General features: G+C 70.2%; 15 protein-coding genes. 7 read left to right on the forward strand and 8 right to left on the reverse strand.

The window, feature by feature from the left end; translation table 11 throughout:
- Positions 1–163: 163 nt before the first annotated feature.
- On the forward strand, positions 164–517 hold the full coding sequence (locus tag AB0C82_RS05885; protein ID WP_362836626.1) for a PRC-barrel domain-containing protein: 354 nt from the start codon (positions 164–166) through the stop codon (positions 515–517).
- Between the two features lie 136 nt (positions 518–653).
- Here the strand turns inward: AB0C82_RS05885 and AB0C82_RS05890 are convergent, their stop codons facing one another.
- Positions 654–2,363 (reverse strand): hypothetical protein, encoded by a 1,710-nt coding sequence (locus tag AB0C82_RS05890; protein WP_362836628.1) that lies wholly within the window; start codon positions 2,361–2,363, stop codon positions 654–656.
- Positions 2,364–2,656: 293 nt separating this feature from the next.
- Between AB0C82_RS05890 and AB0C82_RS05895 the strand changes: the two genes are divergently transcribed.
- A complete protein-coding gene (locus AB0C82_RS05895) occupies positions 2,657–3,064 on the forward strand; it encodes a Rid family hydrolase (RefSeq protein WP_362837081.1) in 408 nt (135 codons plus the stop codon).
- Positions 3,065–3,096: 32 nt separating this feature from the next.
- Here the strand turns inward: AB0C82_RS05895 and AB0C82_RS05900 are convergent, their stop codons facing one another.
- Complete coding sequence (locus AB0C82_RS05900; protein ID WP_362836630.1) at positions 3,097–3,336, reverse strand: hypothetical protein; 240 nt, start codon at positions 3,334–3,336, stop codon at positions 3,097–3,099.
- Positions 3,326–3,568, reverse strand: a complete 243-nt coding sequence (locus tag AB0C82_RS05905) for a hypothetical protein (RefSeq protein ID WP_362836632.1) — start codon at positions 3,566–3,568, stop codon at positions 3,326–3,328. The genes AB0C82_RS05900 and AB0C82_RS05905 overlap by 11 nt, the downstream gene beginning before the upstream one ends.
- A 113-nt stretch (positions 3,569–3,681) precedes the next feature.
- Between AB0C82_RS05905 and AB0C82_RS05910 the strand changes: the two genes are divergently transcribed.
- Together AB0C82_RS05910 and AB0C82_RS05915 are read left to right on the forward strand one after the other, a co-directional pair.
- Entirely contained in the window at positions 3,682–4,524 is an 843-nt protein-coding gene (locus tag AB0C82_RS05910) for a helix-turn-helix transcriptional regulator (RefSeq protein ID WP_362836634.1), read from the forward strand.
- Positions 4,505–4,780, forward strand: a complete 276-nt coding sequence (locus AB0C82_RS05915) for a DUF397 domain-containing protein (protein ID WP_362836636.1) — start codon at positions 4,505–4,507, stop codon at positions 4,778–4,780. The genes AB0C82_RS05910 and AB0C82_RS05915 overlap by 20 nt, the downstream gene beginning before the upstream one ends.
- An 80-nt stretch (positions 4,781–4,860) precedes the next feature.
- Here AB0C82_RS05915 and AB0C82_RS05920 read toward each other — a convergent pair whose 3' ends face one another.
- The gene (locus AB0C82_RS05920) at positions 4,861–5,223 is read right to left on the reverse strand and encodes a hypothetical protein (RefSeq protein ID WP_362836638.1); all 363 of its coding nucleotides are present in this window, start codon (positions 5,221–5,223) and stop codon (positions 4,861–4,863) included.
- A 322-nt stretch (positions 5,224–5,545) separates the two neighbouring features.
- Positions 5,546–6,760: a hypothetical protein gene (locus AB0C82_RS05925; protein ID WP_362836640.1), complete on the reverse strand. Its 1,215-nt coding sequence runs from the start codon at positions 6,758–6,760 to the stop codon at positions 5,546–5,548.
- A 193-nt stretch (positions 6,761–6,953) separates the two neighbouring features.
- Between AB0C82_RS05925 and AB0C82_RS05930 the strand changes: the two genes are divergently transcribed.
- Positions 6,954–7,322: a hypothetical protein gene (locus AB0C82_RS05930; RefSeq protein ID WP_362836642.1), complete on the forward strand. Its 369-nt coding sequence runs from the start codon at positions 6,954–6,956 to the stop codon at positions 7,320–7,322.
- A 29-nt stretch (positions 7,323–7,351) separates the two neighbouring features.
- Here AB0C82_RS05930 and helR read toward each other — a convergent pair whose 3' ends face one another.
- Positions 7,352–9,496, reverse strand: coding sequence for an RNA polymerase recycling motor ATPase HelR (gene helR / locus AB0C82_RS05935; RefSeq protein WP_362836644.1), 2,145 nt, complete (start codon positions 9,494–9,496; stop codon positions 7,352–7,354).
- A gap of 251 nt (positions 9,497–9,747) precedes the next feature.
- Entirely contained in the window at positions 9,748–10,095 is a 348-nt protein-coding gene (locus tag AB0C82_RS05940) for a DUF1330 domain-containing protein (RefSeq protein ID WP_362836646.1), read from the reverse strand.
- 404 nt (positions 10,096–10,499) lie between these two features.
- Here AB0C82_RS05940 and AB0C82_RS05945 point away from each other — a divergent pair, with 404 nt between their 5' ends.
- Positions 10,500–10,952 carry an RICIN domain-containing protein gene (locus AB0C82_RS05945; RefSeq protein WP_362836648.1) on the forward strand — a complete coding sequence of 151 codons (453 nt, stop codon included), beginning with the start codon at positions 10,500–10,502 and terminating at the stop codon, positions 10,950–10,952.
- A 10-nt stretch (positions 10,953–10,962) separates the two neighbouring features.
- Here AB0C82_RS05945 and AB0C82_RS05950 read toward each other — a convergent pair whose 3' ends face one another.
- Positions 10,963–11,508, reverse strand: a complete 546-nt coding sequence (locus AB0C82_RS05950) for a MarR family transcriptional regulator (protein WP_362836650.1) — start codon at positions 11,506–11,508, stop codon at positions 10,963–10,965.
- A 150-nt stretch (positions 11,509–11,658) separates the two neighbouring features.
- On the opposite strand from AB0C82_RS05950, the gene AB0C82_RS05955 reads away from it, so the two are divergent.
- The gene (locus tag AB0C82_RS05955) at positions 11,659–12,678 is read left to right on the forward strand and encodes an EamA family transporter (protein WP_362836652.1); all 1,020 of its coding nucleotides are present in this window, start codon (positions 11,659–11,661) and stop codon (positions 12,676–12,678) included.
- The last annotated feature ends 9 nt before the right edge of the window (positions 12,679–12,687 follow it).

Here is a 12,687-nt window from a genome sequence, read left to right on the forward strand (position 1 = left end):
TCGATGTCCGGGCCCACCCGCGCTTTGTGTGCCGGGCGAAAAGAATACGAAGGACGAAGGTGTGAGGCCCAGACATGCGGGCAGTCGATAGTTCGAGCGGCTTTCACCGGCATTTCGGTGAGGGTCCACACGCCGAATACGTCTTCTGGAAAGGAGCCAGCAAATGAGCGACAACCTGTGGGGTTACCAGCCTTCGAGCGGTCACACCGAGGGCGCCGATCTGACCGGATATTCGGTCGAGGCAACTGACGGAAGTATCGGCAAGATCGACAAGCACTCCGACGAGGTCGGCTCGGCCTACCTGGTCGTCGACACCGGAGTGTGGATCTTCGGGAAGGACGTCCTGCTGCCTGCGGGCACGGTCCGGGCCATCGACACGGAGGACCGCAAGGTCTTCGTCGACCTGACGAAGGACCAGATCAAGGACTCCCCGGAGTTCGACAAGCACAAGCACGCGGATGACCCGGGCTATCACGAGCAGGTCGCCGGCTACTACGGCAGCTATCGCCTCATGTGACCCGGCAGCGCCCCCAGAGGCGGCGGGCCCGACCCTGAGGAAGGGTCGGCCCCGCCGTCCGCCTGTGCGCTCCGGCCCGCCGATTGGCCGGGCCGGAGCGCACTTTCGGCGCCCCGGCGCCGCCGCGCCCTCCGCCTCACCCTCCCCCCGGCCAGGGGAACCCGAGCTCCGCCGCCCGTTCGGGGCTGCCCCCGCACACGCGCGCGTACGTCTTCGGGTCCTCCTCGCCCAGCCGTCGCAGCACGGCGGCGGCCTGCGCCCCGGGCGGACCGCCGTCGTCCGGCAGGACCCAGCGGAACTGGAGCGCGTCCTTGAGCGTGTCCGCGGCGGCGAGCCCCGGCGCGTACCAGAAGGTCACCACCGTGCTGTCCGGTTCCTCGGCATCGCTGCTGATCCAGCCCCGGCGGGCGTCCCACCGCCGCAGGATCTCCGGCCGTTGCGTCAGCCCCTCACGGATCAGCCGCGCGATGGTGCGCGCGGGCCAGGACCATGACCGGTCGGCGTCCGCGCGCGCCACCTCGGCGTCGTACGCGGCAGCGTCGAAGCGGTACGCGGGCACCTCGGGCACGTTCCGCGAACGCGGCGCGTACGACGGCCGCTCCCACCCGTCCCACACCACCTCGTCACCGTCGCGACGGATGGTGACGCGGAGCGCGCCGCAGCACCCTTCGGCGCAGTACGCCTCCGCGAGCCGCACCTCACGCGGCTCGGGCCCCGCCCGCAACGCGCCGTTCTCCAGCAGGGATTCAGGACTGTCGGCGCCGCCCCGCGAGAAGATCGCCGGGACCAGCGGACGCCCGTCGACGAGGATGCGGGTCTCGACGGGCTCACGGTCCAGCGGGTCGCCCGCCACCACCTCGATGCGCAGCCGCCCCGCGACGCCCGGAAGCTCGAAGGGCCTGCGCCCCGTACGCCGTATCCACCCCGCACGCAGGCGTTCCTCGGCCTCACCTCCGGCCGCGTCCACGACCGCGGCCCAATGGCGCTCGGCCAGCAGCCGCCCCAGGGATGCCAGCAGGAAGTCCCTCCGCCCGGGCGGCCAGTCCAGCAGCGCGCCGACCCCGCTGCTCAGGCCGAGCGCGAGCGCCAGCAGGGTGGAATGGTGCGCGAGCGTCGGCGGCAGCAGACCGGCCCGCATGACGACCCGCCCGTACACGCCGACGGCGTCCTCGTACGCGAGCAGTTCGGTCGGCGCGTCGTTCCCGCACCCCATCCGCACGAGCAGCCTGGCGGCCCGGGCGACGAGCGCCGGGTCGTCCGGGTGGCGGTCCAGGAGATCTGCCAGCCGCGCGGCCTCCGCGATCCGGCGGGCCGAGGCGTTGCCGAGATGGCGGGAACCTGCGGGGAATGCGACGAGCTGTGTGAGAACGGCCTCCTGATCCTGCGACCACAAGGCCTCTACGAGCGGGCGCAGTTCCTGCCGCCTCGTCCGGACGACGAGACTCGCCAGGGCTTCGGCCCGGCGGTCGAGCCTGCCCAGTGCCTGGATCGCGGGCCCGGACAGGTCCCGGATCGTCGCGAGGGCGCAGAGGCAGGGGATGTCCTCGGGTTCCCCGAGGCGGACGAGCAGGTAGAGGCCGACGGTGACGGCGGGCACTGTCGTACCGGTCCGGGTCAGCTCCCGCGCCAGCGCGCGGACCGCCTGCCGCTCTCCGTCCGGCAGCGGCAGCGCGTCGACGGCAAGCCTGATCATGTTCGTGTACCGGTGCGGATCACGGAGCCGCGCGAGTCGGCGGTGCACGGTGGCGGCGTCGCCGGGCAGAGGGGTGAGCGCATCCCGGACGGCAGCGGTCAGTTCCTTCCGCGACAGCCCGCCCGTGTCCGGTCGGGAAGCCTGCGGCAGCACGAACCCGCGTCGTACCGGGACCCCACGGGGGGCCTCGCGCAAGAGCGACAAGGCGCGGTCGTGAAGAGCCGGAGGAGCGGGCTGACGGGTGAGCGGGAGGTCGAGCGCGTCGCGCTCTTCCTGGGCGCTCAACGGGCGGGGTGGGACTCGATTCCATAGGTCATGCGCGCAGCCTGACAGCCCGACCGGCTTCCGTCGAGCGAGAAAACCGGCGGCCCGACGCACCGGCGCCTGGGAGCATGAGCGTTCCCGCACGCACCGAAGCGTTCTCGCACACACCGAAGGGAATTGCCGTGCCCCGTGCCATCACCCTGATCCGTTCCAGCTCGCTGTCCGGCGTCGCCGAGTACGCGTACGCGGCCACCGCGCCGGCCGAAGCACGTCTGATCTTCCTCGCCGGCGCCTGCCCGCTGAACGAGGACGGCTCCACAGCGGCGGTCGGGGACTACGCGGGACAGGCGGCCAGGGCAGTGGAGAACATGCGGACCGCTCTGGCCGACGCCGGTGCCTCGATCGAGGACGTCATCAGCACCCGCGTGCTCGTCGCGTCGACCTCCCAGGCAGACCTGGTGACCGCCTGGAAGGTGGTCCGCTCCGCATTCGGGGACCACGACGTCCCCAGCACCCTGCTCGGAGTCACCGTGCTCGGCTACGACGACCAGCTCGTGGAGATCGAAGCCGTCGCCGCGGTGATCGACTGAGGGGGTCGCGCTCCGCGTCCCCCTCCGGTCCCTCATCTCGGCAGCTGTCCCTCCCGGTTGATCTCGGTCACCCGGGCCCGCAGCACCACTCCCGGCGGCGCCGGCCGCACGAGATCCGGTGGACAGTCCCACTCGGCTCCCCCACCCGGAGGACGCAGCTGTACGTACGGCCCGACGCGCCCCATCACCCGCCCCACCCGCCCGTCCCGGGCATCCACGGCGAACGACCCCGGCTCCGGCGTACACGGCTCAAGAGACACCTCACCGGTCATGGCCGGCCGCCTTCGCCTCCAGGACCTCACTCAGCCGCCGCGCCGTATCGAGGTTGCAACAGCCGAGGTCGATCAGCGGCGACGGCTCGTTCCCCGCACACGACACGGGGTCGATCCGCAGCGACGGCAGCTTCACACCCACCCCCGCGAGACCCTCCCGCAACCTCTCCACAGCGTCCTCCGCCACCCGCACCCTGCCCGCCGCCGCCCGGCGCCGCTCCGTCGCTGTCATGCCGTTCACCTTCCACGCTGAGTAATGGGAATGCCTACCCAGAGTGTCCAACGCGCGGCTAGCCTGGAAGAGGCGCTGTTCCAACAACCGCACGTGTGTCACAGGGAGTTGCCATGCCAGGTCCCCGCAAGCTCGACCCCTCCTCGTCACCGCGCGCGCTCCTCGGCGCGGAGCTCCGCCACCGCCGGGAACAGGCGGGCCTCTCGCAGGACGAGCTCGGCGCCCCCCTCTTCGTCAGCGGCTCGTTCATCGGACAGCTGGAGATAGGGGTCCGGCGGATGCAGCTGGACCAGGCGGAGAAGTTCGATGAAGTGCTGGGCGCGGACGGCTTCTTCGTACGGAACTGCGCGGCGCTGAAGACGTCGAAGTATCCGGAGCACTTCGCGGAAGCGGCTGAGGCGGAAGCCCGCGCGGAGGCCATCAAGGAGTACGCGCCGCAGCTCGTCCCGGGCCTGTTGCAGACGGAGACGTACGCGCGAGCGGTTTTCCGGGAGTACCAGCCGACAGCTACGGAAGACACCATCGACGAGTTGGTGGCAGCGAGGCTTGAGCGTGCCCAGCTCCTGGCCGATCCAACCAAGCCTGTGTTGTGGGTGGTGCTGGACGAGGCGGTGTTACGTCGAAGGGTGGGCGGACCTGCGGGAATGGCCGTGGCCCTGCGTCACATCGCTGCACTCGTCCGACAGCACCGGATCATCGTGCAGGTGCTGCCGTTCGACGAGGGCGCCCATATGGCACTTGAAGGATCGCTCAAGCTCATGGCCTTCCCTGACGCACCGCCGCTCGCATACCTCCAGGGTCTGGGCACAGGCCAGTTGCAGGACGATCCGGCCTCGGTACGCCGGTACGAACTCACCTACGATCTGGTGGTGGCCAGCGCGGCCTCACCGGCAGCGTCTCTGGCCTTGATCGAATCGGTGGCGGAGGATTACGACCATGAAGCTCAACAGCTCTGACTACGACCTGTCGACGGCGATCTGGCACAAGTCCTCGTACAGCGGCGGCGACGGCGGCGACGGCGGCGACTGCCTCGAAGTCGCGACCTGGCGGAAGTCCTCGTACAGCGGCGGCAGTGGCGGCGACTGCCTCGAAGTCCTCGACGGCGTACCCGAGGTCGTCCCCGTCCGGGACTCCAAGGTGACCGACGGACCCGCGATCATGTTCCGGACCGCTGCCTGGACCGCGTTCGTGGGCGGCCTCAAGCGCGACTGACCGTCCGGGGAGCGCGGACACGCAAGCGCGGAGAAACCAGGCCGGATCGCCGGTTTCTCCGCGCGGGCCGACGGGACGATCTACCGGTAGACGTCAACGACGACCCGGTCCGGCTGGGTCAGCTTGAAGACCTTGTAGCCGGTCGAGGAACCGAGGGAGATGCCGAACTGGGCCCGGGCCGCATGGAAGTTCGTCAACTGGACGCCCTTGATGGCGGGAAGGGCGAATGCCTGGTTCAGAACCGCACCGGAACCCAGGTGGACCGGGTCCATCGTGAGGTAGAGGTACGAGGTGCCCTTGACGTCCAGGTAATGGGTCTGACCGTCCATCGGGACGAACTCGCCCGTGGTGTTCGTGTACGTGTTGCTGACCAGGGTGCCGGCGGTGAGGTCGAAGACGAGACGGTCGAAGTCGGGGTGCGTCGCGGCACGGATTCCCGTCACGCAGGGGTCGTCATAGCACGTGACGGCTGCGGTGGTGGCGCCCGCCTCCGCCGAGTTCACTGCGGTGGCCGCAGGCGCCATGAGTACGGAGAAGAGAGCAGTGGCGGCAAGAGGCGTAATGATTCGAGCCCACCGTCGCGATGCACGCACGATATTCAAACCCTTCACATAGGGACATTTCGCTGGAGTGAAGCGATAAAAGCGATCGAACGCTACATCGGCCACTAAAAGCAGGGCCCGTTGCGGCTTGAAATGATTCGCAGATTGACCAGATGGTGACCGGCGAAGGGAACGCGAACGTCCTCATCCGCTTTTCTTCGCGTCACGGAGTGTGTGAGCCACCGCTCCGGGTGTGGCTCCGGGCCACAGGCACGGACGACTGGTGCGAGGTGGACTGGTGCTGGGACTGCTGCGAGGCGGAGCCGTGGTGCGCCACCTGCAGGCCCGCCGCCGCGGCGACGCTGAAGCCCGCCTCCTGGACCGGGGAGGCGCTCCGGGGTGAAACGTCCCAGGCCGGGTTGGGCGGAGTCGTCGGGATGATCCCGTCTCCGCCCTGATTGACCCCGGCGGCATTCATCAAGTGTGCGGAATCGCCGATGTGCGCACGCTGCTCGGCGGCCGGACGGGGCACGATCTCCCTCTTGTAGTACACGAACGGGTATCTGGAATCCCGGGCCGCGTGGTTGGTGAACGCCTCCACCGGGCCCGCGTATCCGTACTCGGTGAGCGGCCCTCGGTTGCTCTTACTCATGAATCGCGTACTGCCGTCACCCTTGTTGTAGACCGCGTCCGCCCTTATCCGGGCATCGGGGAATTCCCGCCCCATATTCTCCGCGAACTCCTGGAAACGGCACTTGCAGCCGTTGCAGGGGCCGATGTTGCTGACGAACTCGACCGAGATCGTCGTGACACCGTCCCGCTGCGGGGAGTTCGGCGGATAGTGCTCCTCAAGGTACTGATGCACCGCGTCCAGAGCGCCGACCTCCGCGTCCTTGGCCGATACCCTCATCTCCTCCCTGAGTGCCGGTACGTCCACGTCGCCGTAGGACCCTCCGCTGTACCCGCCTCCGACGCTGCCCGAACTGAAGACGGCCCCGTCGGCGACCGTGACGTGCTGATCGTTCACCAGGAGGATCGGTTTGACGTGGACGCCCTTCCGCGGCTCGAACACATCGTTCATGGCATGCATCCGCAGTTCGCTGAGGCTGGGGCGCTCGGCGGTCGGGGCCTCGGCGGTCGGGGCCTCGACGTCCGGAGTGGGAGCGGACTGCATGTTCTGCCCGGCGTCAAGGGCGTAGCCCGCCACCCAGTCCACTTCCCCCTGGGCATCGGTCCTGTAGCGCGGGTACGCAGGGTCGCTCTCGTGATACCAGGTGATGAAGCCACCGTCCGGCACGCCGGTCATGCGGTGGGCGTCGTCCCAGTGGTAGAACTGCCCCCCGGCCTCCTGCCAGCCGACCACCGTCCCGCCGCGGGAGTGGTAGTTCCGCTGTGACGGCTCGTCCCAGTGGGTTTCGACCTCATACGGAGTGCTCAACTCGATGCTCCCTCGACACGGTGGTTGTCAGCAGTTCCCACAACGCGGCTCAGAGGGGCGGGGTTCACCGGTCCCGGCGCCCGGGGTGACCGCATTCGTGTGCGCAACGTGCGGCGCCGAGCTGACCGGGCCGCTCACGCTTCTGCCCGCAGTGCCCGAACCTCCCTTCCACGCGTGGTGGGAAGCCGGGACGATGGGCCCTTCACCGGCCACGGTGCCGTCGGGCTGCTACGCCATCGAGACGGAACCGTACGGCGCGCCCTTCGTCGTCGCCGACGAACCGGGCCCGGTGATGCCGCGCCACGGACAACGCTCCGACGCGCGCCGACGGCCCCTGGTCTCCCAGGGGCCGCGGGGCAACATCGTGATCAACCCGGACGACGCCCGCGGCCTGGAGACGCGGCACGCGTCCGCGGCCTGTTGCGGGGCGACTCCGAACGGCGGGCTGAACCAGCTTTGCACCGCGTGCGGGACGCTCGTCGCGACGCTCTGCTCCGACTGCTGCCTGCCGTACGAACTGCATCTCCCGCCCGACCACGTCCGCGGGCTGCCCCACTCCTGACGGGGGCCGCCCTGCGGTCGGGTCCCGCGTCAGCGGCTCGTGAGGATGACGAGCCGCTGCGTCGCCCGGGTCATCGCGACGTAGCGGTCGACCGCTCCCTCGATGCCCGTGCCGAACGACTCCGGGTCGACGAGGACCACGAGGTCGAACTCCAGGCCCTTCGACAACGACGGCGTCAGCGAACGGACGCGGGACGTCGGCCGGAAGGTGGGATCACCGATGACGCAGGCGATCCCGTCGGCGTGGGTGTCGAGCCAGGTGTCGATGACCTCGTGCAGATCCTCGGTGGAGCCGTGGACGACGGGGAGGTCGCCGCTGCGGATGGAGGTCGGCACGTTGGCGTCCGGGAGCGCGGCACGGATGACCGGCTCCGCCTCCGCCATGATCTCCGCCGGTGTCCGGTAGTTGATGCTGAGGGAGGCCAGGCTGATCCGGTCGAGCCCGACCCGCCGCAGCCGCTCCTCCCACGACTCCGTGAACCCGTGCCTGGCCTGGGCGCGGTCGCCGACGATGGTGAAGCTGCGGGACGGGCAGCGGAGCAGCAGCATCTGCCATTCCGCGTCGGTCAGTTCCTGGGCCTCGTCCACCACGATGTGGGCGAACGGGCCGGCGAGCACGTCCCGTTCGATGTCGAGCGATGCCGCTCCGTCGAACACGGTCTCCTTCAGGTCCTGGCCGCGCAGCATCGTCAGCGCGCCCTCGCCGTCCTGATCGGTTTCGATCAGACCGTCGATGACCTTGGTCATCTGTTCGCGCTCGGCGGCGACGGAGGCCTTGTTCCTTCGCGTGCGCCGCGAGGCCTCCGGGTCGCCGAGCCGCTGCCGTGCCGCGTCCAGGATCGGCAGGTCGGACACCGTCCATGCCTGGGCGTCCTCCCGCTGGAGCCGCATCACGTCCGCACGGTCGAGCCAGGGGGCGCACTTGCGCAGATAGGCGGGCACCGTCCACAGGTCCCCGACCAGGTCGGTCGCTTCGAGCAGGGGCCACGCGCTGTCGAAGACCGCGAGCAGCTCCCTGTTCTTGTGGAGTGACTTGCGGAGCGGCTCGGCCGTGTCCTCGTCGTCGTGCTTGTCGACCAGGATCGTGAGCAGTTCCTCCCAGATCTGGTCGCGGGCCTCGTTGTGCGGGATGCCCGGTGCGGCGTCGAACGCGACGGCCCAGTCGTCTGCGCTCAGCCGGATGTCGGACCAGTGGGTCGTGACCGTCATGCCCGCGGCGGGCGGCTCCTCGTAGAACCTGGCGGCTTCCTCGACCGCCTTCACCATGTCCGCGGACGACTTCAGACGGGCCACGTCCGGGTCGGTCTCGGCCGCCGCCTTCGCTCCCTCGGGGAGGAGGTCGCGCAGGGTGCAGGTCTGTACGCCCTCCTCGCCCAGGCTCGGGAGGACGTCGGCGACGTATCCCAGGTACGGCTGGTGGGGGCCGACGAAGAGCACGCCGCCCCGGCGGTGACCGAGGCGCGGGTCGGAGTAGAGGAGGTACGCGGAGCGGTGCAGGGCGACGACGGTCTTGCCCGTGCCCGGCCCGCCGTCGACGACGAGGGCGCCGCGCGAGCTCGCGCGGATGATGGCGTCCTGGTCGGCCTGGATGGTGCCGAGCACGTCACGCATCCGGGCGGACCTGTTGGTGCCCAGGCTGGCGATGAAGGCGGACTGGTCGTCGAGCGCGGCGCGCCCCACCATGCCGTCCGGGGTGAAGACCTCGTCCCAGTAGTCGCTGATGCGGCCGCGCGTCCACCGGTACCTGCGGCGGCTCGCCAGGCCCATCGGGTTCGCGTGGGTGGCGCCGAAGAACGGCTCGGCGGCCGGGGAGCGCCAGTCGAGCAGCAGCCGGCGGCCCGTACTGTCCGTGAGGCCGAGGCGTCCGACGTACACGGGCTCGGAGTCGTCTCCGCCGACCATGTGCCCGAGGCAGAGGTCGAGCCCGAAACGCCGCAGCGCGCGCAGGCGCGCGGTGAGCCGGTGGACCTCCAGGTCCCGGTCCATCGCCTGCTGGCCCACTCCCCCGGGCGCCCTGCGGGTGGCGGTGAGAAGGTCCGACAGTTCGGCGATCGACTGCTCCAGGCACTCCGCGACGGCCGCGAAGTGCTGTTCGTCACCGGCGATCAGTGCCGGGTCGGCCTTGTCGGCGAGACGGTCGGGAAGGTCGAACGCACTGGTGGTCACAGGGTTCATGTCAGACGCTCCGGTCCTGGTCCGCACCCGCGAGATCCGGCGTCGCGCGCCCCACCACCGGCCCCATTGGCTCGACGGCGGTGCCCAACCCGTAAACCGACAACAAACAACGCACTTAGTGAATCTCCCATTTCCGCAGGTTCCGGCCTCAGCGAGCGATTGTGCGCCATCACCCGGGCCTTGTCGCAAGCCCCCCTGTGCGCTATAAGTTGAAAGTGGCGAGAGGTGGGTAATCCCTCTGCCCTTCCGGCCTACTCCGCACCCAGGGCCTCCCGCACCGCCTTCGCGGTGACTCGTGCGTCGTATCCCTCGGCAACACCTTCGACCATGATGATGTCGCCTTTGATGTGCCGTGCGCGCAGCGGGGCGATCTCCTGGTACGCGGGCGAGTCCCACCAGGCCCTGGCCTCGGCGATTCCGGGGAAGCCGATCATGACCACGCTGCCGGGCCAGCTGCCCTCCTTCACCTCGTGCGGGGTGACGTGCACGAGGAAGCGCCCTCCGTACGGCTCGAAGGTGCCGGGGATGCGCTCCATGTACTCCGCGATGTCCTCGTGCGGGGCGGCGTCCTGCAGGTGGGCGATGGCGTAGGCGGGCATGGTGTCCTCCACAGTGGGCCGGTCGGTCGGGCTCCGTACGCCGAGCTTGGCATCACGGCCAACCCGGGTCGATTACCTCTCGGGTAATGGCCGGCCCGCCCGGTGCGGGCTTCATCCCCGGCCGTCCCTGGCAGCGGGCCGGTCACGACCGGCGGCGCGGCACTCGGGCGGCAGACGGAGGGGAACGTCACACCGAGCTCCGCCTCCGCCACCTCCGCCCGGTCAGGGGCGGCAGCGGAACCTGCGTCGGAGAAGGCGTCATGCGTGCGAGCGCAGGGGCCCCGAACGGGGCCAGTGAGGTGGCGTGGGGTGTACGCACGGCTACGGTGCGGAACGTTGCCGGGTACGGGAGGGCGTCGCCCTCCCCGCATCCGCCTCCCACCCCCCGGCCCCAGGAAGTGCCCGTGTACGGAACCACGTTCTCCACCGCCCTCGCCTCCCTGACCCTCGCCCTGCTGGCGCCCACGGCCTGCACCCCGGCCTCCGCGTCCCCCGCCCAGGAGGACCCGCGCTTCGAGCTCCGGAGCGACCTGAGTCACGACTGCCTCGGCACCGACGGCTCGACGCTCACGCTGCGTGGCTGCGACGGTTCCGCCGGCCAGGTGTGGATGGCGAACGACGACGGCCAGTTCGAGAACGTCGGTACGGGCGTCTGTCTGCACAGCGACGAAGCGGGGGCCGTCTCCGTCGGGGAGTGCCTGGACCTGCCGCTCCTCACCTGGAAGCCGCACACGCACGACCGGGTCATCAACTCCGGTACGGGCTTCTGCCTCGCCGCGCAGGACCAGGGCGTCTCCTCCTCGGCGTGCGGCTCCGGCCCGTCCCAGACCTGGACGCTCATCCATCGGGCGCCCTGAGGCAGGGGCGTCAGCCCAGATGCGTGTCCCCCAGTGACATCAGCAACCGCCGCAGCGCTCCGTCGAGCGCGCGGCGCTCCTCGGCGGTCAGGCCCGCCAGCATCCGCTCCTCGTTGGCCACGTGATCGACCACGGCCCGGTCGACGAGGGCCAGGCCCTCCTCGGTCAGGCGGACGCGGATGGCCCTGCGGTCGGCGGGGTCCGGGCGGCGCTCGATCAGCCCCTTGCGTTCCAGCTTGTCGAGCCGGTTGGTGATCGCGCCCGAGGTCACCATCGCGGACTTCAGGAGACCTCCCGCGGTGAGCTCGTGCGGGGCTCCGACCCGGCGCAGCGTGGCGAGTACGTCGAACTCCGCGAACTCCAGACCGTGTGCGGCGAAGACCGGCTTCATGCCCCTGCTCAACAGGTGATCGGCCCGCTTGATGCGGCCCACGAGGGCCATCGCGTCCAGTCCCGCCAGGCCCATGTCCGGGCGCTCGCGGCGCCACTGCGCACGCAGTTCGTCGATGGCGTCGGTGTCCGCCTCCGGCTGCCGCCCCGCCTCACGCTCGCTCATTCCCGCGCTCCTCCCTCAACCGAGTCTCACCCGAGTCTCACCCGGGCCACATCTCTCAACGTTCAGATACTTGACGTTCACAGACCCTGGGGTTCATATTTATCTCAACGTTGAGAATAACAGCGTTGAGGAGAAACGAGGGGGAGCGTCATGTCCGCCACCACAGCCACCACGTCCAGAGCCCTCAAGCCCACCACCACCGAGCCGGCGCCCCCCACACCCTCCCACCGCACCTCCACCAGGGCCGCCATCGGTATCGCCGCGCTCGCCGCCCTCGGGCCCGCCACCTGGGGCACCACCTACGTCACGACCACCGAACTCCTCCCCGCCGACCGGCCGTTGCTCGCCGCCGCCCTGCGCGCACTGCCCGCCGGACTCATCCTGCTCGCCCTCACCCGGCGACTGCCGCGCGGCGACTGGTGGTGGAAGGCGACCGTGCTCGGGATGCTCAACTTCGGCGCGTTCTTCCCGCTGCTGTTCTTCGGCGCCTACCGCCTGCCCGGCGGTGTCGCCTCCACGGTCAGCGCGGTCACGCCCCTGCTGGTGGCCGGCCTCGGTGCCGGAGTGCTCAAGATCCGGCCCACGCGCCGCACACTGGCCGCCGGTTTCGTCGGGGTCGCGGGCGTCGGACTGCTCGTGCTGCGCGGAGACGCCGAGGCCGATGCCGCCGGGATCGCGGCGATGCTGGCGGCCACCGTACTGATGGCCCTCGCCGTCGTCCTGAGCAAGCGGTGGGGCCGCCCCGCAGGCGTCTCGCTGCTCGCCTTCACCGGCTGGCAACTGACCGTCGGCGGGCTGGTACTGGCACCCGTCGCCCTCACCGCCGAGGGCCTGCCCGGCCACTTCACCGGCGCGAACATCGCCGGTTACGTCTACCTCGGCGTCATCGGCACCGCGGTCGCGTACGCCCTCTGGTTCCACGGCATCGAGCGCCTCCCGGCCTCCTCCGTCTCCTTCCTCGGTCTGACGAACCCGGTCGTCGCGACGCTCGCCGGACTGCTCTTCCTGGGACAGACCCTCACCGCCTGGCAGATCGGCGGCCTGACCCTGGTGATCGGCAGCGTCGCGCTCGGCCAGAACCTCCGCCCGGCGTCACGGCGCCGTGCGCGGACCGACGGTCAGGGTGGGGCCGGGGACGCAGCCGTACTCGGCCGCCGTTCGAAGCGGTGAACGGCCGGC

The organism is Streptomyces sp. NPDC048560, from assembly GCF_040650955.1.
Classification (GTDB): domain Bacteria; phylum Actinomycetota; class Actinomycetes; order Streptomycetales; family Streptomycetaceae; genus Streptomyces.